33 protein-coding genes are annotated in these 18450 nt (G+C 42.3%); 25 read left to right on the plus strand and 8 right to left on the minus strand.

Features of this window, described 5'->3' with window-relative positions:
• Positions 1-306 precede the first annotated feature (306 nt).
• The 3 genes from HWQ36_RS00190 to HWQ36_RS00200 all read right to left on the minus strand — a co-directional run bounded on the left by HWQ36_RS00190 (position 307) and on the right by HWQ36_RS00200 (position 4030).
• Complete coding sequence (locus HWQ36_RS00190; RefSeq protein ID WP_292696774.1) at positions 307-1755, minus strand: hypothetical protein; 1449 nt, start codon at positions 1753-1755, stop codon at positions 307-309.
• A gap of 91 nt (positions 1756-1846) precedes the next feature.
• Entirely contained in the window at positions 1847-3451 is a 1605-nt protein-coding gene (locus HWQ36_RS00195; protein WP_292696776.1) for a hypothetical protein, read from the minus strand.
• 294 nt (positions 3452-3745) lie between these two features.
• Positions 3746-4030: a hypothetical protein gene (locus HWQ36_RS00200; protein WP_012413087.1), complete on the minus strand. Its 285-nt coding sequence runs from the start codon at positions 4028-4030 to the stop codon at positions 3746-3748.
• Between the two features lie 208 nt (positions 4031-4238).
• Here HWQ36_RS00200 and HWQ36_RS00205 point away from each other — a divergent pair, with 208 nt between their 5' ends.
• The 15 genes from HWQ36_RS00205 to HWQ36_RS00275 all read left to right on the plus strand — a co-directional run bounded on the left by HWQ36_RS00205 (position 4239) and on the right by HWQ36_RS00275 (position 10089).
• A complete protein-coding gene (locus tag HWQ36_RS00205; RefSeq protein ID WP_292696783.1) occupies positions 4239-4805 on the plus strand; it encodes a hypothetical protein in 567 nt (188 codons plus the stop codon).
• 307 nt (positions 4806-5112) lie between these two features.
• Entirely contained in the window at positions 5113-5532 is a 420-nt protein-coding gene (locus HWQ36_RS00210) for a hypothetical protein (protein WP_292696784.1), read from the plus strand.
• Positions 5533-5697: 165 nt separating this feature from the next.
• The gene (locus HWQ36_RS00215; protein WP_292696786.1) at positions 5698-5838 is read left to right on the plus strand and encodes a hypothetical protein; all 141 of its coding nucleotides are present in this window, start codon (positions 5698-5700) and stop codon (positions 5836-5838) included.
• Positions 5838-6164 carry a hypothetical protein gene (locus HWQ36_RS00220; RefSeq protein WP_292696788.1) on the plus strand — a complete coding sequence of 109 codons (327 nt, stop codon included), beginning with the start codon at positions 5838-5840 and terminating at the stop codon, positions 6162-6164. Before HWQ36_RS00215 ends, HWQ36_RS00220 begins: the two co-directional genes overlap by 1 nt.
• Positions 6165-6214: 50 nt before the next feature.
• Positions 6215-6970: a hypothetical protein gene (locus HWQ36_RS00225; RefSeq protein ID WP_292696790.1), complete on the plus strand. Its 756-nt coding sequence runs from the start codon at positions 6215-6217 to the stop codon at positions 6968-6970.
• A 66-nt stretch (positions 6971-7036) separates the two neighbouring features.
• Positions 7037-7306 carry a hypothetical protein gene (locus HWQ36_RS00230; RefSeq protein ID WP_292696792.1) on the plus strand — a complete coding sequence of 90 codons (270 nt, stop codon included), beginning with the start codon at positions 7037-7039 and terminating at the stop codon, positions 7304-7306.
• 11 nt (positions 7307-7317) lie between these two features.
• Positions 7318-7674, plus strand: coding sequence for a hypothetical protein (locus HWQ36_RS00235; RefSeq protein WP_292696794.1), 357 nt, complete (start codon positions 7318-7320; stop codon positions 7672-7674).
• Positions 7675-8071: 397 nt separating this feature from the next.
• A complete protein-coding gene (locus tag HWQ36_RS00240; protein ID WP_292696796.1) occupies positions 8072-8263 on the plus strand; it encodes a hypothetical protein in 192 nt (63 codons plus the stop codon).
• 11 nt (positions 8264-8274) lie between these two features.
• Entirely contained in the window at positions 8275-8475 is a 201-nt protein-coding gene (locus HWQ36_RS00245; RefSeq protein WP_194144942.1) for a hypothetical protein, read from the plus strand.
• Positions 8472-8816 carry a hypothetical protein gene (locus HWQ36_RS00250; RefSeq protein WP_292696800.1) on the plus strand — a complete coding sequence of 115 codons (345 nt, stop codon included), beginning with the start codon at positions 8472-8474 and terminating at the stop codon, positions 8814-8816. Before HWQ36_RS00245 ends, HWQ36_RS00250 begins: the two co-directional genes overlap by 4 nt.
• 15 nt (positions 8817-8831) lie before the next feature.
• Complete coding sequence (locus tag HWQ36_RS00255; protein ID WP_292696802.1) at positions 8832-9044, plus strand: hypothetical protein; 213 nt, start codon at positions 8832-8834, stop codon at positions 9042-9044.
• Between the two features lie 9 nt (positions 9045-9053).
• Entirely contained in the window at positions 9054-9221 is a 168-nt protein-coding gene (locus HWQ36_RS00260) for a hypothetical protein (protein WP_292696804.1), read from the plus strand.
• A gap of 56 nt (positions 9222-9277) precedes the next feature.
• A complete protein-coding gene (locus tag HWQ36_RS00265; protein ID WP_292696806.1) occupies positions 9278-9433 on the plus strand; it encodes a hypothetical protein in 156 nt (51 codons plus the stop codon).
• Entirely contained in the window at positions 9430-9804 is a 375-nt protein-coding gene (locus HWQ36_RS00270; protein WP_292696807.1) for a hypothetical protein, read from the plus strand. The genes HWQ36_RS00265 and HWQ36_RS00270 overlap by 4 nt, the downstream gene beginning before the upstream one ends.
• A 12-nt stretch (positions 9805-9816) precedes the next feature.
• On the plus strand, positions 9817-10089 hold the full coding sequence (locus HWQ36_RS00275; RefSeq protein WP_292696809.1) for a hypothetical protein: 273 nt from the start codon (positions 9817-9819) through the stop codon (positions 10087-10089).
• Between the two features lie 6 nt (positions 10090-10095).
• On the opposite strand, the gene HWQ36_RS00280 is transcribed toward HWQ36_RS00275, so the two are convergent.
• Complete coding sequence (locus HWQ36_RS00280; protein WP_292696811.1) at positions 10096-10509, minus strand: hypothetical protein; 414 nt, start codon at positions 10507-10509, stop codon at positions 10096-10098.
• A 34-nt stretch (positions 10510-10543) separates the two neighbouring features.
• On the opposite strand from HWQ36_RS00280, the gene HWQ36_RS00285 reads away from it, so the two are divergent.
• A complete protein-coding gene (locus HWQ36_RS00285; protein WP_292696813.1) occupies positions 10544-10759 on the plus strand; it encodes a hypothetical protein in 216 nt (71 codons plus the stop codon).
• A gap of 96 nt (positions 10760-10855) precedes the next feature.
• Here HWQ36_RS00285 and HWQ36_RS00290 read toward each other — a convergent pair whose 3' ends face one another.
• A complete protein-coding gene (locus HWQ36_RS00290; protein ID WP_292696814.1) occupies positions 10856-11392 on the minus strand; it encodes a hypothetical protein in 537 nt (178 codons plus the stop codon).
• Between the two features lie 17 nt (positions 11393-11409).
• On the minus strand, positions 11410-11964 hold the full coding sequence (locus HWQ36_RS00295) for a GNAT family N-acetyltransferase (RefSeq protein ID WP_292696836.1): 555 nt from the start codon (positions 11962-11964) through the stop codon (positions 11410-11412).
• A 501-nt stretch (positions 11965-12465) separates the two neighbouring features.
• On the opposite strand from HWQ36_RS00295, the gene HWQ36_RS00300 reads away from it, so the two are divergent.
• The gene (locus HWQ36_RS00300) at positions 12466-12996 is read left to right on the plus strand and encodes a hypothetical protein (RefSeq protein ID WP_292696816.1); all 531 of its coding nucleotides are present in this window, start codon (positions 12466-12468) and stop codon (positions 12994-12996) included.
• A gap of 23 nt (positions 12997-13019) precedes the next feature.
• Here HWQ36_RS00300 and HWQ36_RS00305 read toward each other — a convergent pair whose 3' ends face one another.
• Both HWQ36_RS00305 and HWQ36_RS00310 read right to left on the minus strand, forming a co-directional pair.
• Positions 13020-13484 carry a DNA-binding protein gene (locus HWQ36_RS00305; RefSeq protein ID WP_292696818.1) on the minus strand — a complete coding sequence of 155 codons (465 nt, stop codon included), beginning with the start codon at positions 13482-13484 and terminating at the stop codon, positions 13020-13022.
• 46 nt (positions 13485-13530) lie between these two features.
• A complete protein-coding gene (locus HWQ36_RS00310; RefSeq protein WP_292696819.1) occupies positions 13531-13761 on the minus strand; it encodes a hypothetical protein in 231 nt (76 codons plus the stop codon).
• Positions 13762-13913: 152 nt separating this feature from the next.
• On the opposite strand from HWQ36_RS00310, the gene HWQ36_RS00315 reads away from it, so the two are divergent.
• The 8 genes from HWQ36_RS00315 to HWQ36_RS00350 all read left to right on the plus strand — a co-directional run bounded on the left by HWQ36_RS00315 (position 13914) and on the right by HWQ36_RS00350 (position 18168).
• The gene (locus HWQ36_RS00315) at positions 13914-14423 is read left to right on the plus strand and encodes a hypothetical protein (RefSeq protein ID WP_292696821.1); all 510 of its coding nucleotides are present in this window, start codon (positions 13914-13916) and stop codon (positions 14421-14423) included.
• A 65-nt stretch (positions 14424-14488) separates the two neighbouring features.
• Positions 14489-14809 (plus strand): hypothetical protein, encoded by a 321-nt coding sequence (locus tag HWQ36_RS00320; protein ID WP_292696823.1) that lies wholly within the window; start codon positions 14489-14491, stop codon positions 14807-14809.
• A gap of 16 nt (positions 14810-14825) precedes the next feature.
• Positions 14826-15266 carry a hypothetical protein gene (locus tag HWQ36_RS00325; protein WP_292696825.1) on the plus strand — a complete coding sequence of 147 codons (441 nt, stop codon included), beginning with the start codon at positions 14826-14828 and terminating at the stop codon, positions 15264-15266.
• A 185-nt stretch (positions 15267-15451) separates the two neighbouring features.
• Positions 15452-15739: a hypothetical protein gene (locus HWQ36_RS00330; protein WP_190946966.1), complete on the plus strand. Its 288-nt coding sequence runs from the start codon at positions 15452-15454 to the stop codon at positions 15737-15739.
• Positions 15740-15743: 4 nt separating this feature from the next.
• Complete coding sequence (locus HWQ36_RS00335; protein ID WP_292696829.1) at positions 15744-17285, plus strand: hypothetical protein; 1542 nt, start codon at positions 15744-15746, stop codon at positions 17283-17285.
• Positions 17286-17374: 89 nt separating this feature from the next.
• The gene (locus HWQ36_RS00340) at positions 17375-17602 is read left to right on the plus strand and encodes a hypothetical protein (RefSeq protein WP_141699770.1); all 228 of its coding nucleotides are present in this window, start codon (positions 17375-17377) and stop codon (positions 17600-17602) included.
• Between the two features lie 65 nt (positions 17603-17667).
• The gene (locus HWQ36_RS00345) at positions 17668-17973 is read left to right on the plus strand and encodes a hypothetical protein (protein WP_292696832.1); all 306 of its coding nucleotides are present in this window, start codon (positions 17668-17670) and stop codon (positions 17971-17973) included.
• Positions 17974-18168 (plus strand): hypothetical protein, encoded by a 195-nt coding sequence (locus HWQ36_RS00350; protein ID WP_292696834.1) that lies wholly within the window; start codon positions 17974-17976, stop codon positions 18166-18168.
• Positions 18169-18450 lie beyond the last annotated feature (282 nt).

Here is an 18450-nt window from a genome sequence, read left to right on the forward strand (position 1 = left end):
CACGACCTCTGTGAGGGCTGGCAGCTTGCAAAAGACACTTAACGGGAAAAGTCAGATTGCTCAACCGAGTGGGCTTTCAGTGACATATAATACAGATGTGCGTAACACAAAATAAGTTTTTATAATTTTAGGACAAGTAAATTTTTTATAGAATTTGATGTTTAATTTCTATCGCTCACAGCTATATTTTGTAGTAAGTCCGAAGAACAAACTCCCAAAATAACTATTATTTTGCATTACTGAATCCGGGGATGAATTGATCTCACAAGCTCCCATCATGGTACAGTCAGCAATGAATAGCGATCGCTAACCATTGCAATCAACCAGCACCCCATCCACAATCGCAATCCCCCATTGCGGAAACTTCACCAGCACCTTTTTAATCACAATCTGCAAAGCCGGGTCATCATTCCAGCATTGTTGGAGGAAGTCAAACCCCGGATTTTCCCCAACCAGAGAAGCCATCTTCAGTTTCTCCATTCGCAATAGTCTAGTCTTGGATCTGATGGCGATGTCTTCTCTACGAGACGCTCCGCGAACTGCGGTAAACAACGCCTCACTAGATTTTTGCACCTGATAATTGACTACAGATAGATTCCACTGCTTCTCAAACTTGCTGATTGTTGCCCTCATGCTGGCGTAATACTTGCTGTCTAGCAAATATTGAATTACCCACAATGGAGGGCATTCTCCAAGGTTTGCCCTATCCAACCATTCAAATATCTCACTTTGATTTAATGACACGGGCGCGGCGGAATAAGTGCCTTCATGACAGTCTCTCGCTTCAACACCACAGTCCTGCTTTTCAGTCAACAACGAAGCGGAATTACTTTGTTCTACTTGCCCCTGAGTTTGATTAGCGATCACAGAATTTAAACATTCTTCATTTTGTGCAACGGGCGTAGCGGAATAACCACCTTCATGACAGCCTTTCTGCTCAACACCACAATTCTGGTTTTCAACCAATAAAGAAGCGGATTGACTCTGTGCATCATCCACAAGCGCCAGCGATGTACAGTCATTTGCCGTAGGCAATTCTTCAAGTTCTGACGCGCTTTCGATATGTGAAGGCGACGCGCCCCTCAAGGGCGCATGAGCCGTTTCCTCAACACGCGGATTTCGAGCAAGCGCGTCAGAACCAACTACCATACCAACAACCTTAGTTGGTTGTTGGTAGGTAGTTAACGAGTAGTTAGAAACGTTGTTAGGTTTTTGAAACCCTTGCAAATCCTCACTTTTTTGACCATTCTTTTGGAATGATTCCAAATCAGGCTGGATTTGTTCCACTTTGGGGTGGTTTTCATTCCGTTCGGGCGCATTTGTTTTCTCCCCGGCGTGGACGGCTTTCTCGTCACAAAAATTGGTTTCTTCAGACGTGGACGATTCCCAGTAAAAGCGATTGTAATAACCGTGAAGATTACGGACACGGTAGCTAATCAACCCAGGTCTACCAGAGGGCAAGCGACCAAACACTTCTTCAAACTGAAACAATCCTTGAGCGCTTAATGCCGCACCTGCTTTTTGCAAAGATTTGTAGGTGAGGTTAGTATGGAGTTTGTGGGCAGAACCCCCGAATTGTTCAGCCGCAATGCTATCTAACCAAAGCTGCTGCACAGATGGAGGCTGTTGACGAACCCAGTTAATATCCTCAATTGATACTTTGCAATGTGGTCTAATCGATTTATCTGCATCTGCTTGTTTGCGATCGCTTCGCTGTTTGCTGCCACCATTGATTGCTTTTAATGCTGTAGTCATAATTCCTCCAAAATTTTTCCATGACAATGTGGGCGACATTGCAACCATGCCGCGTTTAAGTTTTTTGGCTATTCTCTTAGCGAGTCTTTGTCTACTGGTTTTCGCCCTGCCAGAATCGCAACTCTTCCCTGGAATAGCTTTGAGTCTTTTTCAACTCATTGCGCCAGTGATCCCAGGCAACAACGACTTTGCCCCCTACCTCGTCTACAACTTCGCCCCTCTCCAAATACAGAGTCCGGTACGGGTCAGCATGGGCAACAATAGAACCGATGCCAATAGTGCGCGGTTGAAGGGATGCGTTCTGGAGTGTGGAAATTAATTCTGTTTCCTGGGTGGTAAGTTCTGCCCAATAATCTGATTTAATCACCTCATACTCTTGCGCCACTGCCCAATAGTCCTGCCATGTACACCCAGGTTTAGCCAGCACTGCTCTAATATCACTAACCGCTTGGGGCAACATTTCCAGTTGCTCGGCTCGATATGCGATCGCAGTTGATGTCGGTTCGCTTCCCAGAATGATTGCCGCAGCTTCGAGGGCTTGGGTGTTATTCATAGCGTTGGCGAGATTCTTCAATGCCATGCCCATTAAACGTAAGCATTCTTGGGCATTCTCTTTTGGGGGTTCTTGTGCCAGCGATCGCAAATCAATAGTTTTCTCTAACGCCTGTTTGACCTGCTTGTTCAACGCTTTGGTCGCTTGCTGGGTCATGGTATTTCCCCACTGCTGAACCGGATGCTGTTGTACGGCGTGTTCTAATTCTTGGATACGTTGTTGGAGTTGCTGATTCTCTATCTCCAACTGCCGTAGTGATTCCATTTCGTCTAGGCGTTGCTGCAACTGGATGTTTTGCTCTTTTTGTTGCTTGAAGAGTTTTTGTAAGGATTCTACCTGCTCTTTAGCTTGTTCTTCGGCTCTGGCCGACACTTCTGCTTGTAGCCCTATTCTCAATTCCTGGGAAAGTCTCTCTAGTTCCTGTTTATGGCGTTCTTCAATAGCAGCAATCGCTTCCGTATATTCTTTTGGGTAAGTCCGCCCACTCGATTCGGACACAATTGCGTCATTTAAACCACTCAAATCAGCATTGTTTACCAACAACCTTTCACCATCGCTGAAGGTAACAATCTGTTGATAGTTATTGGGTGCGTCTGCCTCGATCACTCCCGAATCTCCATAACGAGGGTGTGAAAGGGAAGAAACAGTGACAGAATGACACAATTGCGTTTTGACTTTTTCTTGTTTTGTGCTATTGGTTCTAGTGGGTGACGTATTGTTTGGAACAACCTTCTGAACTGCTTTAGCAAAATCGGCGGCAGTGGGGAAGGGTTTTTCTTTGGCTGCGATCGCAACAGCTTCGTTCAGTTTGTCGGGAGTTTTAACCAAACGAAGTAGGGGGCGAGTTTGAGAGGGCTTAGTAATCTTTTCCCTGAGTGACTCTGGCAGAGTATCAACTACTTTCTTCGCAGACAGCAAATCTCTGACACGCCGATATCCGCCATGTTTGATTAGCTCTTTTTCACAATAGTCCTCAAAGCTGAGATATCCACCATCTTTGTAGTAGTGGTTATCTCGCATCAGCCGCAGTTCTTCTATTGCTTGCCACTCAAAACGGTCGATGGCGGTGAAGGTATCCTGGATACCGTTGTTCAATTTGGTGTAGTCGAGTGCTGATGTTTGTTCGGCTTCTAGTGTCAGCATGGCATTTTACGGTCTACTGATAAGAAGGCAAGCAAATGCTTGTCTTGTTTACCTCGCGCTTCAAGTGCGGATAGCAAGTGTGTGAGCAAATGTTATTCGCATTTGGGCGATTGCCTAAAAAATTAAGTAGCCACTAGAATATGTGGCTACTTAAAATCTAACACCGAGCTAGCTTAAAATCAAGAAAACTATCTAGAATAAATTGGCATACCTTAAAAATGCTTCACCCCCTGTCAAGAGGGGGTGAAGTTTTCATTATTTGAACCAAGTTGTCGATTTGAGATGACATGGCTTTTAACTGACTTTTAAGCTGCTCATTCTCTCTTGCCAGCCCGGTTGTAACTCCCCCAAGACTTTCTTCAAGACTTCTACATCCTCAACTAGCTTGACTATATCCACTACATTGCTGTGGACAATCATCTCGCCTATATAATTCCTCATGTGGTTTTCGATATCTTCCGTAATCGATATACCATCTTCTTTCAATTTTGTTTTGTACTTCTCGTATAACTCGGCATCTATCTTGATACCTAGCTGGGCAATTCGCCCTTGTGTCTCTGGCTTTTTGTTCGCAGGCATATTTTTCTGTTGGTCTTTATCAACAATATACTCTTGATCCAGAATAATCTCTGCAAACCTTATTGTAAGCCAACTTAATCATCTAGATTTTTATCTTGACTAAATCTATATTGTTTGCTAGATTATATCTAGAAAGCAAAAAGACGACCGCCCCAAGTCTCGCAAACCGTGCGATCGCCTTTTATCCAACTGAATGGAGATCAATATTATGCCTTATACAACACATACACAGCAAGCAATTCCTACTTCTTCCGTTGATGAGCAAGCCCAAGCCCAAGCAGAACTATACACCCACCTCGAAACCCAAGCCGAAGCTGTAGCCCCAACCAAAGACCCCCTGACTGCTCGTGATCGTCGGATTATTGGTGAGATTATCGAAGTCCAAGCCGAATCAGTTCGCACAATCTGGATCGAAGGCGGAATCACAGTATGGGTGCAATTAGTCGGTGGCGGACGGCTCCCATTTGACCGCAACTGGTTCGCTACAAGAGTTGCAGAGGTCAAAGCGACTCTGCCAGAAACACCCCTGGAGCGCAACAAACGATTAAGCGATGAACTGGAAACAGCCTGCACTGTTTTTGGTCTGTATCACGGGGAAATTGACTGGCTATCGTTCAGCACCAAACTCTACCAAGACGGGCGCTTTGTCGGCTTCGTCGGGTGCAATCACCAGGGTTGGTACGCCAGACCCAGACAGTATGGGGTGAATCGCGTCGCTCCGAGTGCGAAACAAGTGATTGCCCTGTTGGGAGTCCGAGCGGCAGTAGCGGCGTAAGTTGCTGAAGGTAGAAAAGGCGATTGCTGCCCCAAGCAACTGCAATCGCCTTCAAAGCTCAATCGCTGCTTTAGAAATAATAATCATGACACAAAGTGCAGCAAGTAACCTCTTACTTTAAGTAGGTGACTGCCACGAGAAAATTCTCCTACCTGCTACAGATGCGAATGCAGAGGTGTAAGAAATCCCTGGTACTGGAAGTGAGAAAGGCGTAGGCGCAGCCCGCCGCAGGCATCGCAGTCCAAGAGAAAAGCAATCGCCGTTCAACCGAAATTTAGACAATCCAAATCATCATGGCATATCAAATATGATTAGCTCATTTTCTCTTAAAGAAGCTCAGTTGGATAATCCTCTAGAGAAAATTCTCCTACCTCCAACCGACCCCAATGCAGAGGTGCAAGAGATTCCTCCCTACAAACTTGTATACGTGAATGGAGCTTGCCCCAGAACCTATCGAGTCTACACAGATGATTCCATGATTGGGGTGATATTTCAGCATATTACTCACTGGTCAAATGCTGTAGATAAGATTCGATACGCCCAGGCTGTAGATGCAGCAGTCGGACTAGACCAATTTATGAAGGTGGCAAGGATATCAACAACGGCAGCAGAACAACCACCCACGGAAGAAGAGTTGCTAGATAAAGAATTTGATTCGCTGACAACTGAGGAGTGGGAAAGGTTAAAGAGATACGTTCCACAAGCAAAACATTTGCTTGCAGCGTAAGGAAACGGGTGGGCAGGACAGACCCACCTGTGTGGCGAGGAGCAAAACTAAATTATTAGTTTATCCAAATAGAACACCACAATTCATTGAATATAACAATGTCACCCATAGAAATACTGAAAGAATTCAACTCGTGCTACCAGAAGATTCAGGCAATAGCCCAAGATGAAAACTGTGTTGATTGCGGATAAAAAGATTGATCCAGAGGCAGCAACACATTTGGGTGATGTTCTGCACTATTTGGATCAAGCGATGGGTTGTGTCGAAGAAATCGTCGAGGTCAAATTTAATCAAGAGGCAGAATAATGCAATCAACAATCACCATCCCACAGGGCTGGAAATACCCCCGGTTCACGTTGAGACAGCGTGCAGAACAAGGACTGATTATCGGCATCAAGTATTACCCAAACGACAGTTTTTTAGCACATGAATATGGCGAAGGCTGGCGGTACATCGTCATGCCTGATATCAATTCTATTGAAGAAGAAAATCACTTAGAGAACGAAATCGAACTACTGACACCACAGGAATTGAGAGCAGAGATTCAAGCTGAAATAGAAAAATGTCTACGCCAACTTGAACTGCTTAACTACGAGTTAAAAACAATTCCTGGCATTGTCATAAATAGCTAAGTCGAACAGTATCCAGTATCAACGCAATTTTTAACAACAACAACGCAATTATGGAAACCATCAAAATCAACAACAGCGTCTTTCTCATTCCACCCAGCAAACCGAAACTACAAGCGAATTGCGCCAAAGAATACGGTCAATTCCTTCTTGACTGTCCTCCAAAACTCACAATTCTAGAAGCACAAGCAGGAGGATATCTCAAAGGTAACAAGGCTGATTTTGCGATCGCAATCTCTCGTCCTGACCGTGCATTGACCATCAACGAAAACTTCACCAACGAACCATTTACTGAACTGTGGGTAATTCCGGTGGCTGGCGGACTAAAAGACCAGTTTAAGGGGTCAGCTTCCATGCTGCTTAGTTTTCTGATCCACCGCCGCAGTAAAGACAATTTTGCTGGATTGTACAACCACTTCGCCCATCGCGCTTTCCAGCAGTGGTGCGAGGAAGGGATGCCGGGAGATCCCAAAGAGTTCTGTTATCAGGCGATCGCTAGCGTACTGAAAAACTACATTTTCTGTGCCGAGTTTCAGAAAGTGGAAGGGACGCTTGGAACATATTGGTTCATTCAGTGGAGCTATCGCAATCCCCAATCTGATTTTGAGCATGATGCGCTAGAGGCAGCAGAGATGATTCGTAGTGGTGCGGAATCTGGGGCAACACTCCATTGGGTAACTAATGATACTTACGAGCGTTGGGCTAGTAATACTGTCACTGCACCAGCATTACCCCCGGTTTCGGAGACTGAGGCGAGGGCATCTCTGCAAGGACAGAATCAGACAGCAATACCGCAAGGAAAACGGTAATTAAACACGAAAAAGGCGATTCACCTTTGAGTCGCCACTACATAAATTAGCAGCAAAAACAAGTCAATGAAAATCGGTACTGTTTCAATTAGTTATTCGAGAAAGTTTAATTTGGGCAACTATGAATCAATCGAACTAGGTTGTTCTTTATGGGCGCAGCTTGAAGAAGAGGAAGACGCAGACGGTGTAGTTCAATTCCTTTATCATCAAGCGAAAGCAGCAGTTAAAGAGGCTGCAATGCCTGTAATTAAAGCGAACGAATTCCAGATTACCAAAGCCAAATCTCAACGGAAAGTTGCAACTGATGAAGGTGTTGTAGAAATAGATAATTTTTGAGCCAATCAAACATGAAACAACTAACAGGTTTTATTCCCATTGCCGCATTACCTCAATCTACTGCGGCATCTGCTAAACAACAACTGCTGGAAACAATTGATTGGCTCGACAAAGAAGGTGCTGCTACTGAAACCAACCTCAAACTTTTGACTGCAATTGCCGAATCGATTCTTTGCTCGGAAGAATCATACACCAGATTTTTACAATGTGGTTTTGATGCAGCCATTGAGTTTTTCGATACCAATTCTCAAAACTGGGAATTTGAAGAATCAATCTCATCACCTCATAATCCGAGGAATTGGGATAAGTACAAGCAGCTACAACAAACACGGGCATTGTTGTCAACAACCCGCACTGTCACTGATTAAGGTAAAAAATGGGGACTTAAGGTACAGCCCTTGTTGAGTAAATTCAGTATAGGAATAGTCGCAAAATTACTCTTGGTTCTCGGATTATTCCTGCTGTAATTGTTGCACCACTTCTACTGATAAACCAGTAAGAGAAGTTGGAAAAATTCTAGTTGCATCTACTAGAAAAATCAAGGATAAAATCAACAAGCTAAATTAATTGCGAATTGCGAATTGCGAATTGGTTCGGGGTTCTCCTAATAGCCAAGTAGCAAAATCAGGAGAATACATCTCAGCGATAAATTTGCAGGTGTTATCAAACATAAACGAATTTTATCAAATATTAGCTACTTCCAACATTAAAGTCACAACTCACCAGATGTACTTCCATAATAGGCTGTTCAGCCAAGGATTAAAAATGGCTAATCTCCCACCAATTAATTCAGTTGTAAAAGTCATTAAAGCACTGACAGAAAAAGACCCCAGGTTAGGGCAAACAGGTACAGTAATTCAGTATTCAGGACACAGCATGGTTTGTGTTCATTTCCCAGATATGCCACCTGGTCAAGGAATTTTTTTCAACGCACATCATTTACAAATCATAGAGTAATAGCCAAGATTATGCCGAGAAAATCTACTTACCCCACCTCTACTGACCAGTCTTCACTGTGCCTACAATATCTCGGTCGTTGTGGTGGTAGCGCTCGATTGTGCAGTATCAGCTTTAGTCTTAGTGTCATTCAAATGTTGGTTAATCAAAGAAAAGTAAAGATTACCAATACAGGTGCGGGTTTCTATGTTCAATTGGAGGAATCTAAATGACTAACCACAAACAAGCTATTTACCAATCTCAATTAGACCACAAGAGTAAATTGGTTCTTCGCCGCCGTACTAAGAGAAGATTCAATTCCAGGATTTTTTTCGACCGCATCATAGAAACAACTGCAATTATCTCTCTGCTCTTGACTGGCTTTTCAGGGGTTGGAGCAATGGGATGCTGGGGAATGGAGATTATAGAGACGAATGCTGACTCCAACATCATCATCTCTGGTTGGGAGCAGCAAAAAAATATCTGCCTGGGTGCAATGCTGGTAAGTTTTTCCGCCTTCTTAGGCAGTTCTTTAGTCGGAGCAAGTCTCAGTATTCAACAGGATAAATTTTAGGGAGATAAACGGACAATGAAAGAGTACAAAACCAAACATGGTGGCTACAAAATTGAGACTGCCGAGTTATCAGATGGCACTGTGGATGTTCATGTGGGAAAAATAGGTCTGTTAAAAACAACTTGGGCATCACCTTCAACTCAAACTTTTGACAATCATACGCAAGCTGTTCGCCATGCAAAGAAGGCTATTGATAACGGCGAAATTGATTCAGTTTTTCAACGTTAGAACACACCAATGGAAATTAAATTAACTACTTCAGAGATTCGGGCTATCTTGCAGGGCTGTCAACATACATTGCGGCTTGTACAAAGTAGCCGAGATTATCGTAACATTCAGTCATCGCAGTATTTCTCTACTACTAATAATGTGGTGTTAAACGATGCTGTCAACGTTAAATTTTGAGTTAGTTGAAGCAATTGATGGTGTACAGCAGGCAACTCAAAAAGGAGAATTTTGATATGGAGCAAGAAATCAAAAATGCAGTTGGCTTGGGCAGTCCTGAACTCGTGATAGAGTCGAAACCAAAACCTGAACCTGAACCAAAACCAACAGTAACGATTTACGACTTCGGCGCTTTGTTATCTAAGCACGAACCATCGAAAAAACAAAGATGAACACAAAGCAATTGATTCTTAAATCTGCCATTGGAGTTTTCGCATTTTCCACTATTTTGAGTGGCTGTGTCATGCTTTTCGGGCAAAAGAAACCGAACTATTTCAACATTACAATACCTGCAAGCGCAGCGAGGCTGGCTTTCTGTTTCAGCATGATGGGAACTGGATTGACCATGTTTATCGGTAGTCGGATTGAAACAGCGCAATTTGAAGAATCGCTAAAACCCAGACCTGTTCCCACTCCCTGCCAAGGTTGCAAGCATTTTCACGGGGTTGTCTACAACGGCGTAACACTCAATTGCGCCGTTCATCCCAAAGGCTGGCAAGGTGATAAATGCCCCGATTGGCAAAGCTTTCAACTATCTAAATAAGGAGTAAAAAAAATGACATTCACTTTGGATAATCGCTCTCGAAACAAAGAATCGTCTCTGACAAAAGCATTGCGGCAGATACAACAGCTAAACTTCAAGATTCAAGAGTTGGAGCAGCAGCATCAAGATTATGTGCAGAAGCAACAGAATTTGATTGCTGCGATTGCCGAAATCTGTGTTTCTCCAATGCAGGAAATACAGGCGCTGCGGATTCTGATTTATCGGGGAGAGGCAGCTTGTCGGCAGTATTTGCGTTCACTGCTAGTCAAACAAAAGAAGGATTAATAAAGATCAAGCACTCAGTGATTCCGCTTCAGTACCAGATATTTCCAAAACCCGACGTAACCAATATGAAGTTTCAAGAGATGCAGATTGCTTTTGCTCGATATCTGACCAAATGTTCTCCCAATGGAATAGCCATCGAGTCAACAAACGACCTAAGTCAACTAACTCTGCTGCTCTATCAATGTCGTCTGCTTTCACCATATCTGGTACAGTCCACTCGATAAAGTATCGACTTTCTTTGACCAGAGTCAGCATCAATTCCTGAGATGATACCCCAGTCCACAAAGACTGAATTTGCTCAAGGTGTACAGCTAAATGATGCAAACGGGTAGGCACATCATCTTGTATAAAAATTTGTTGTCTCGGTGTCAATTCGATCATAAATTGCCCAGTGGCGAGATTACCTAATAGCAAATTCAAATCATAACCTCTATCAAGCAAAGGAATTCTAGTTATGAAACGAAATCAAGTACAAGTAATTGTTGTAAGTCTCACTGGTACATTAGCGGCCATATCTATCGGTTATTTAGGAGTGCATTTTTTTAGCAAGAATGTAATGTACATGATTGCGACAGGAATGTTAGGGCTGGGTACTGGGGGATCTATTGGTCAGGTTTTGGTGGAGAAAAGGCAGCAGCGAGTAGTACAAACACAGTTAAAACAACAATAATTGAAATCGCATGGAAACTTCAAAAGTTGTCATATCATCTTGTACAAAACTTTGTTGTTCACAAACAAAATCATTCATTTTTTTTGAAAATATAAATTATGCTGAGATTTTTTCACCAACAGCTTGATGTATAATTTGTTTCTTTAACGAATCTGCTGCAACTGCTGCAATAGTTTCCCAATCTTCTTGTTTTAACAACACCCCAAGCAGTTCACGCAGTATCTCTCGATTAGAAATGAATTCTTCACCATAAAGCTGATCATTTTCCAGAGTAGCAAGTATGTATTCTCTTACCTCTGGTGTCGGCAGTTTAAACTTTTCAAGTATTCTTTCTCTTGCAGTTTTTACAGCAATTTTTGTAGCTGTACCTAAATTCCAATTATTCAGTAGCAACCGCACTTCTTTATTTAGAGAAATACGCAACGTTGTGATGCGTCCCAAAAGTTCTAAATTGCCCATTAAGGAGACAAAAGCTGAACCCCAATCTAATCCAGCCCCAATATTACCACCAACTTTATCCTCAGCTTCAACACCTTTTCGCAACCATTCTTCATCAAAGAATAGACCAATTGCATTTACTGCATTTTCTTGGTTAAAGGTGCTTTGATTTTCACTGTGTTCCTGCTGGCTCATTACTTATCTTTCCTATCTTACTCAGGAGAACGAAAAACTCCATACTCAAAATAAACTAGTTCATCGTAATCTTCATCTTCTCCGGCATCAATCATGCCTTGGCTATCATAAAATTCTTCTACTCCCGGTAATGAATGCAATCCTACTCTACCTTCATACCCTAATTCCATACTACGGGTTCTGGCAAATGCCAAGAATGCAGTGCCAACACCTTTTAATTTTGGCGGACGTTGGATATATGCCCGATTCCAAGGTGCGGTAGCTATGCCATCAATGTATACCAAGCGTTTACCTTCTACTAGGCAAGAACCGTGCATTTGAGTTTCAATCAGCATTAAGCCTTGAGTTTCACCTTCGTACTCAATTGCATAGCCTTCGCGGTTTGGTTGTCTGCTAATGACAAACTGTAGTTTAAATTCCCAGTCCCAAAATTTGTCTGATTGGTCGTGCAGTTTCAATTGTTCTTTCCACTTGTTGGCATAATCATCGACGTGCTTTTGCAATAGCTCCACTAAATCTGCTTCCACAACCGTGTTATCTTGACCGCGAATTAGTTTTACCAAAAGAAGCATTGCACCAAAATTACCCATGAACTAATTGTATCAATACCATCAATCAGCAGCATAACCGTCTATCTAGCCCAAAAAGAACAATGGCTCTCGATCCCACTTCATAAAAAAGCCCAAAAGCAGGGCTTTTTTTCATCCCTATTTTTTTTCGTCAACCCTGCCACTTCCTTTGTGACACCTATCCTGTATAGCTTTGAGTGCTTTCAAGTGACACAAAATTCATAATTTAACCATGCCGCTTTTTGTGACATTCCTTTAATAGCAAGGGTTCTAGGGTTTTACCCAATCTTGCTGCTTTCTGTGACATCTATACATAGTAGGGCTTTCAGATGTCACGGCAGACCTTGCTGCTTTTTTATGCCGCTTTGTGATCCGATGCAACAGTAAAATATAGATGACGTTTTAACCAAAATTCAGGCGGATCAACCAAAGAAAGCTCCAGTTGCGCTCCCTAAACTCTTGGTAATTCCCCATTGTGTCTCGATTTAGATATGGTATGAATTAATGCTCATCCGTGCTGATACCCAAATTCCTTTTCTAAGCTCCCTGGTTTATGCTACCTATCGAGACAAACTAGTTGAGCTAGTTCCCTATATGCCAAATGTGCGCCACATCACACTTTTATCACGTAGGGAAGCAGGCAGTAATATTTATACTGTCAATGAATGGCACGGTGGCAGTGAAATTCCAGCAGCAGCAAGAGTTTTGCTCAGTGAAGATATGCTTTCTTGGACAGAATATAATACCTGGAATCAGGCAGATTTGACAGTTGAATGGCGTATTGAAACTCACGCTTTTACAGAAGCAGTTAAGTGTTCTGGCAAAAATCGCTTTTTACAAGATGGTAATAGTACAGTAATTGAAAGCCGTGGTGAACTAGTGATTGACGCGAAACAAATCAAGGGAGTACCATTCTTTCTCACAAGTACAATTGCTCATGTAGTCGAAGATTTTTTAGGGAAAAGTATACAACCTAACCTATTAGCAATGAGTGCTGGAGTACGCCAGTATCTAGAGAAAAATGCCAGAGATTGAAAGTCAACATCTCAAAAAGCTAACTACTGTGCCTTCGCTATATTTGCCAATTCTAGCCATCGACTCAATTCTTTTTGGTTGATAATGTGTAACTTAGAGAAAGTCATACGGCGTTTAGATGCCCAACGATACAGGGTTCGCAAAGTCACTTTGTAGCCTGTTTTTTCATAAAGATAGTCTGGTAATTCTCGCCCTAAAAGTGGAAATTCCGGGTTTTCTAAATCAATGCCAAATTTGGAAAGTCGTTCTTTCTCTTTCATCAATAATAATGAAACGTCAGACAAAGAATACTTTTTGAAAGGGTTTTGACGTTTGAGATAAAATAATCCTAGTAAATAACAGCATTCTTTGAGCTTGACTTCTCGCTTGTAAGGCTGAACACCACATATTCGCAAACAGTTACGCCAAGTTCTTTGAGAAATATTCTTACCTAAAACGTGTTCGCAAGCTGTTTTTACACAAGCAAGGGTGTACATATTTTGATCCATATATCCTCTAATAATTTAATGCCCAGGTTTTCCTGGGCGCTCTAGCTTAATCTTCTACAGGCTCAGTATTGTCCTCCAGTTTTCCACGAAGACGTTTGTTAATCATTCTCTTGTTACTGCGTTCAACATAAACGCCAAAACCGTTTTCCCAAAATACACGGTGCAGTTCTGATAATTTCCAACCCTCAAACTCGGCCAGTTCTTCTGCTTCTTCAAATAGTGCTGTTGGCACGTAAAGTTCAATTCTGGTCATTCCCTGTGCTTTTGTTCTAGGCATTGTTGCATCCATACTTAATCACCCAAATTATCAAATGATATTGGCTATGGGACAAGAACCCTACAAAATATCGAAATAATGTAGCTTTCTTATGTGATATGTAGCTTATTTATATTATATTATTAGTGTAGTAGCACATAAGAAACTAACGTATGCAAAAAGTCAAAGAAATTTTACTGGCTGAAGGTATCGAGTTCGATGAGGGCGATATTTTGTCCGCAGCATCAGCTATTGGCATGGATGTTGATAACTTGAATGATGCCGAAGCCCAAGAAGTGGCAATTCAAGTTGTACAAGCCAAGAAATCAACTGCCCTGACCACTGCTAATGGCAAGTCCAAAAATGGCAATGGCAAACTCGGTAAAAACTCACCCCGCCGTAAATCCACTCCTCCATTGCAAGGAGCTATTGCTCATGCATCTCAGGTTTCAAATCAAGAAATTCAATCCTTAGAAGATGTCCTCAACGTCGGGATTGACGCTTACACAACTGATAAAGCCGACCAGTTGTTATCAACGATTCGCAATGCTCCCAAGGACGTGGTGAGTAAGTTTGTCTCTAAGGCGATGGAGGAAGAAGCTGATGTAGATTCCTTTCGTGCAATCGGTGACGAACTCGTTGCGGGTATTTTCGGTATTAGCCCAACAAATGCAACCGAATAAATTGATTGGATTAGCAGCAATACTGAATCTGCTGCTATTAACCCTCGTCTTGGGCGTGGTAATATATGGAGCAACAAGAGCAGACTCGTCACAAACAATTAAATATTCACCTGAAGAAGGACGGAGAGTTGAGTCTGTCCGGCTTAACACTAGAAAATCTGACAACAGAAGAATTCCTGGTAGTCCAGCAAATTATTGATGAGTCGAGAACGCGATCGCAGTCCAATAGACAGATTGAGGAATTGATGCAACGGGGAATGATGGCTCAAACAGCGATCGCAGCAATAACAGTATTGATGTTTTCATTCATGGGCATATATGGCATAACCCGATATATCGGCTCACAAGTTCAACAAGTTCAGCAGACTTATACCAATTTTAAGTAGTAGGGGGGAGAAAGGAATGTTAGGAAAATGGCTTCCTGGTTTATTTGGCGGGAAAGGTGATGGAGTAGTATCAACGGATTTAAGAGTTGGGGATGCAACACAAATTGAGGGTAATTTACCTTCATCAATCCGCGATCGCTACACATTGCCAGCTTACACTACAGCACAACAGGTTCTGGATGAGGCAGAAATGGCTGGCAATTTGAAAGCACAGAAGTGGCTACATACAAAGTTCTCCCGGCACAAGCTCAAACAGTTGCAATCTTTGGCAGAGATGTATAAAAACCAATTGGCATATTCCCAAGAAGCCATGAAGATTGAGGAAGATTTGCAGCGAACTAGGTCCCTACATGGCGAGGCGGTGATCCGTCATGCCTTTGGTTCTATTGAACAACAACGTCAGTTGGGGGGATACGAGAAAGCATTTGATGAAGTGGGTGATTCCTTCAGATTTTAAAAATGAAAATCATGACAAGAATTTGTGATATGCGTCAATGCAGTCAAGGAATTTGTTACTTAAACGAAGTTGGTGTTCAAAACTATGAATGCCCTCAGTTTGGCGTTTGTGTAGTCCTTTGTTTTTCAGACAATTGTGTTCGTATTGCTCAAATATTTAAGGATGTAGATAGAGCAACTTAAATTATGCAAATTAAACTGTCCTTTGTTGGATATGCAGTTTGTGGAGTCGGGCTGTCAATGTTGATGGGGTTTCTCTCAGTTGCCAGCCCAGTCAGTCAATTCTTGGTGTGGATCATCAGCATGATTTGCATTTGCGGTATATCTGTAGGTTTGTTCAACTTTGCTGGCTTAGTCGTCAAAGGATTCGGTTTCAACCGCAAAACTTTCACCATTGGCTTGATGCCTGGAATAATATTTCTGTTTGTCTTCTTGACTTTAGTTGCAGCCGGTGTTGCGTTGGGGGTGAGATAAGTTTATGCCATTTGAATTACAACGTCTAACTGCCAGTGGGGTGATTCATGCAGAGCGAACTATTTTATGTTCTTTAGGAGCGAGTGCAGTATTATGCCTGTCTGCTCCTTTTTTCTTAAACACTGACCGAATAACAACCGGGATGCTGCTTGGTGCTGGAACGGTGAGCGCTGGCTTATTTGGAGTATCTGCCCAAATCAGCGAAGGCAAACAGAAAGTATACCGCTCTCTAGAAGAAGCTGACCTCAAATCACTTAAGCAGCATCTACAAGGTGAGGCTGTTTATGATTATGTCACCACTGCGATCGCAGCCAAACGCAGAGTTGCTGACTATGTGAATCGGCTACCAGTGCAAGAGCGCCCCCGGTGGATTGCTGAATATCAATTGCAAGGGTTGGTTACACTCCCAGAACCACCAGCGCAACAATCACCCTCACCGACTGGGATTCCTAATCCTGATATTGCTGACATTGATGAAGAATTTGTGCAGTCCGTGATTAATCCGGGTGCGATGAAAATTCTGCAAGCCCTAGCAGCAAATTATCCTGGTTACATCAGAATTGATGGTGCTTGGATTGATGAACTGTGTGATGCTGCATCTAATCAAGATATGACTCTTCGCAGTAATCATCATTTCTACCTTTCTGGTGGAACACAGTCTGGGAAGTCCACTCTTGCAGGGGTGATTATCAACAAAATTGGTGCGAAATCTCAAAGCCCGGCAATTGTGATTGGCAGCGATCCAAAGGATGATGTCACCAGATGGTTGTGCAAGTTCAGCCGTAAGTTTGACGGCATGAAAGAACTAAAAAACTGGATTACCTTTGCCACTGGCATGATTGATCAACAAAAAGCCAGAGTTGCAAAAGTTGGTGGTGAATGTCAGGGCGTTCCCGAATTATTTCTTGCTCAAGATGAGGTGGACTCTGTATTTGGTGGTGGCAAGGGACTTCCGGGAATGGTTGATGCTGATACTGCCAAAGACTTGCAAGGTTTTTGGAACTATATCATCAAATTCACTGCTGGGTTAAAAGGTCATGGTTTATTTATGGGCCAGTCCCCACTCTCTGGAGAAACCGGATTTAGCCGCCCGTCCTTGAAAAATGTTTGCTTTATTGCGATGGGGCAAACATCGAGTTATATCCTTGACCATCCCCAAGACTTTGTAAACGTTAAAAAGGAGATTCTTGAAATCTTGCGACAGGCTTGTGAAATGTTAGATAAAGCCGGAGTTCGATATGCCCTAGTGATTCCCACTCGGTCTAATCCCTTCGTTGCCCTAATCCCGGAATTTGATATCAAAGGTCTGGAACAAAAACAGGATTCCAAACCGAATGCTGACACTGTTAATAGTTCTAAAAATAATCAGCAATCCTCACAGCAGCAGGTTGACTGGTATGAAGAAATTAGAAAATGGGCAACAGAATTAGGGAGAAGACCGCATTTTCAGGAAATCAAACAGAAGTGGCACGAATTAACGGGGCAAGAATTAAATGAAAAGGGGGTAACTCTATTACTAGAAAATCTCGGCTACCCAGACAATTAAACTGGAATGCTCGATATGGTAATCCCAAACAGTACAAGAAACAAGTAGCAATCGCTCACCGAAAAACTCACAATTATTGTGTCGTTTGCTTGACTAAGAAAAGTGAAGAAATCCATCACGCTTACTACGGCAACGACATCATTGGTCAATCTACATTTCCTACGTGCTACCGTTGTCATAATGAGATTTGTCATAGTCCAATCAACTGGATAAAAAGCCGTAGTAATCCTGTTTGGGGGAATCGCAATACTGACGAATTTATTACGAGATTGAGGCTGGGATATCAGCTACTTTATGGAGGAATCAAACATTTTTAATTAGTTGAATAGTGTCGTTAATTTTCCTAAAAATTAAGTTTTAAGCTAATCGGAGAAGAATTCTCATGTATAACAGCGAATACGATGATTTAAGTTTTGAAGAGCAATTACATCTGACTGAATCCCTTATCAGACGGCGACACAATCAGCAGATGTTCTTGCGCCGAAATGCCCAACTGTTGCAGAAGGAGTTAAGCTTTGAGGCTGAATTATTAAAAGACAATCCAGAGTTAGCCCAAACTATTCACGCTCTCAATATGCAGGAGATTCAGAGTAATCAGCAAGGGTTACAGAATGTTCTAGGTTCAGAAGAATTAGCTTCAAAAGAGCAAAGTGTTTGGAGTAAGTTTTTTCCTGGTTTAGGAGGATGAATGAAAATTTTTAATATCAGAGATCGCCTCAGTTCATTAGTTAAACAAACAACTCAAGTCGGTATTGGGTTTTTAGTAATGCTATTGCTAACTGGTGGTCGCCCATCTGCATTCGTGGTCAATTCAACTGCTTGTCTGAGCATTGTATTTGTTGCCTATATTGAGGCACGAAGGCAAGCGTTGGGCAAGAAATAATCTTCAAAACCTATCAGCGTTCACTCCGTCAGCTATGTTTTATAAATGAAAGATTACAATTTACTTATATGGATACTGAAAGAGATTTCTTATTTTTCAACGAAAGAATCGCTACCAAATATAATCCCTTTTATGAAGGAGAGTATCTGGTAATCCAGTCTTATCCCCGTGAGCATAAGTTAATAGTTGAGCATCGCAGTTTTGATTACAAAAATGCCAAAAGTCATTAGACATCTCCAAAATAGTAACACTCTGTGCTAAAAGAACATCAGAGATGTTTTT

The sequence above is a fragment of the Nostoc sp. NMS2 genome (assembly GCF_017115105.1).
In the GTDB taxonomy this organism is placed as follows: domain Bacteria; phylum Cyanobacteriota; class Cyanobacteriia; order Cyanobacteriales; family Nostocaceae; genus Nostoc.

What these genes read in the sequence shown, in the direction of transcription:
- HWQ36_RS00190 (WP_292696774.1), bottom strand. Translation starts at nt 1,755, where the DNA reads ATGACTACAGCATTAAAAGCAATCAATGGTGGCAGCAAACAGCGAAGC.
- HWQ36_RS00195 (WP_292696776.1), bottom strand. Translation starts at nt 3,451, where the DNA reads ATGCTGACACTAGAAGCCGAACAAACATCAGCACTCGACTACACCAAA.
- HWQ36_RS00200 (WP_012413087.1), bottom strand. Translation starts at nt 4,030, where the DNA reads ATGCCTGCGAACAAAAAGCCAGAGACACAAGGGCGAATTGCCCAGCTA.
- HWQ36_RS00205 (WP_292696783.1), top strand. Translation starts at nt 4,239, where the DNA reads ATGCCTTATACAACACATACACAGCAAGCAATTCCTACTTCTTCCGTT.
- HWQ36_RS00210 (WP_292696784.1), top strand. Translation starts at nt 5,113, where the DNA reads ATGATTAGCTCATTTTCTCTTAAAGAAGCTCAGTTGGATAATCCTCTA.
- HWQ36_RS00215 (WP_292696786.1), top strand. Translation starts at nt 5,698, where the DNA reads ATGAAAACTGTGTTGATTGCGGATAAAAAGATTGATCCAGAGGCAGCA.
- HWQ36_RS00220 (WP_292696788.1), top strand. Translation starts at nt 5,838, where the DNA reads ATGCAATCAACAATCACCATCCCACAGGGCTGGAAATACCCCCGGTTC.
- HWQ36_RS00225 (WP_292696790.1), top strand. Translation starts at nt 6,215, where the DNA reads ATGGAAACCATCAAAATCAACAACAGCGTCTTTCTCATTCCACCCAGC.
- HWQ36_RS00230 (WP_292696792.1), top strand. Translation starts at nt 7,037, where the DNA reads ATGAAAATCGGTACTGTTTCAATTAGTTATTCGAGAAAGTTTAATTTG.
- HWQ36_RS00235 (WP_292696794.1), top strand. Translation starts at nt 7,318, where the DNA reads ATGAAACAACTAACAGGTTTTATTCCCATTGCCGCATTACCTCAATCT.
- HWQ36_RS00240 (WP_292696796.1), top strand. Translation starts at nt 8,072, where the DNA reads ATGGCTAATCTCCCACCAATTAATTCAGTTGTAAAAGTCATTAAAGCA.
- HWQ36_RS00245 (WP_194144942.1), top strand. Translation starts at nt 8,275, where the DNA reads ATGCCGAGAAAATCTACTTACCCCACCTCTACTGACCAGTCTTCACTG.
- HWQ36_RS00250 (WP_292696800.1), top strand. Translation starts at nt 8,472, where the DNA reads ATGACTAACCACAAACAAGCTATTTACCAATCTCAATTAGACCACAAG.
- HWQ36_RS00255 (WP_292696802.1), top strand. Translation starts at nt 8,832, where the DNA reads ATGAAAGAGTACAAAACCAAACATGGTGGCTACAAAATTGAGACTGCC.
- HWQ36_RS00260 (WP_292696804.1), top strand. Translation starts at nt 9,054, where the DNA reads ATGGAAATTAAATTAACTACTTCAGAGATTCGGGCTATCTTGCAGGGC.
- HWQ36_RS00265 (WP_292696806.1), top strand. Translation starts at nt 9,278, where the DNA reads ATGGAGCAAGAAATCAAAAATGCAGTTGGCTTGGGCAGTCCTGAACTC.
- HWQ36_RS00270 (WP_292696807.1), top strand. Translation starts at nt 9,430, where the DNA reads ATGAACACAAAGCAATTGATTCTTAAATCTGCCATTGGAGTTTTCGCA.
- HWQ36_RS00275 (WP_292696809.1), top strand. Translation starts at nt 9,817, where the DNA reads ATGACATTCACTTTGGATAATCGCTCTCGAAACAAAGAATCGTCTCTG.
- HWQ36_RS00285 (WP_292696813.1), top strand. Translation starts at nt 10,544, where the DNA reads ATGAAACGAAATCAAGTACAAGTAATTGTTGTAAGTCTCACTGGTACA.
- HWQ36_RS00290 (WP_292696814.1), bottom strand. Translation starts at nt 11,392, where the DNA reads ATGAGCCAGCAGGAACACAGTGAAAATCAAAGCACCTTTAACCAAGAA.
- HWQ36_RS00295 (WP_292696836.1), bottom strand. Translation starts at nt 11,964, where the DNA reads ATGCTTCTTTTGGTAAAACTAATTCGCGGTCAAGATAACACGGTTGTG.
- HWQ36_RS00300 (WP_292696816.1), top strand. Translation starts at nt 12,466, where the DNA reads ATGCTCATCCGTGCTGATACCCAAATTCCTTTTCTAAGCTCCCTGGTT.
- HWQ36_RS00305 (WP_292696818.1), bottom strand. Translation starts at nt 13,484, where the DNA reads ATGGATCAAAATATGTACACCCTTGCTTGTGTAAAAACAGCTTGCGAA.
- HWQ36_RS00310 (WP_292696819.1), bottom strand. Translation starts at nt 13,761, where the DNA reads ATGCCTAGAACAAAAGCACAGGGAATGACCAGAATTGAACTTTACGTG.
- HWQ36_RS00315 (WP_292696821.1), top strand. Translation starts at nt 13,914, where the DNA reads ATGCAAAAAGTCAAAGAAATTTTACTGGCTGAAGGTATCGAGTTCGAT.
- HWQ36_RS00320 (WP_292696823.1), top strand. Translation starts at nt 14,489, where the DNA reads ATGGAGCAACAAGAGCAGACTCGTCACAAACAATTAAATATTCACCTG.
- HWQ36_RS00325 (WP_292696825.1), top strand. Translation starts at nt 14,826, where the DNA reads ATGTTAGGAAAATGGCTTCCTGGTTTATTTGGCGGGAAAGGTGATGGA.
- HWQ36_RS00330 (WP_190946966.1), top strand. Translation starts at nt 15,452, where the DNA reads ATGCAAATTAAACTGTCCTTTGTTGGATATGCAGTTTGTGGAGTCGGG.
- HWQ36_RS00335 (WP_292696829.1), top strand. Translation starts at nt 15,744, where the DNA reads ATGCCATTTGAATTACAACGTCTAACTGCCAGTGGGGTGATTCATGCA.
- HWQ36_RS00345 (WP_292696832.1), top strand. Translation starts at nt 17,668, where the DNA reads ATGTATAACAGCGAATACGATGATTTAAGTTTTGAAGAGCAATTACAT.
- HWQ36_RS00350 (WP_292696834.1), top strand. Translation starts at nt 17,974, where the DNA reads ATGAAAATTTTTAATATCAGAGATCGCCTCAGTTCATTAGTTAAACAA.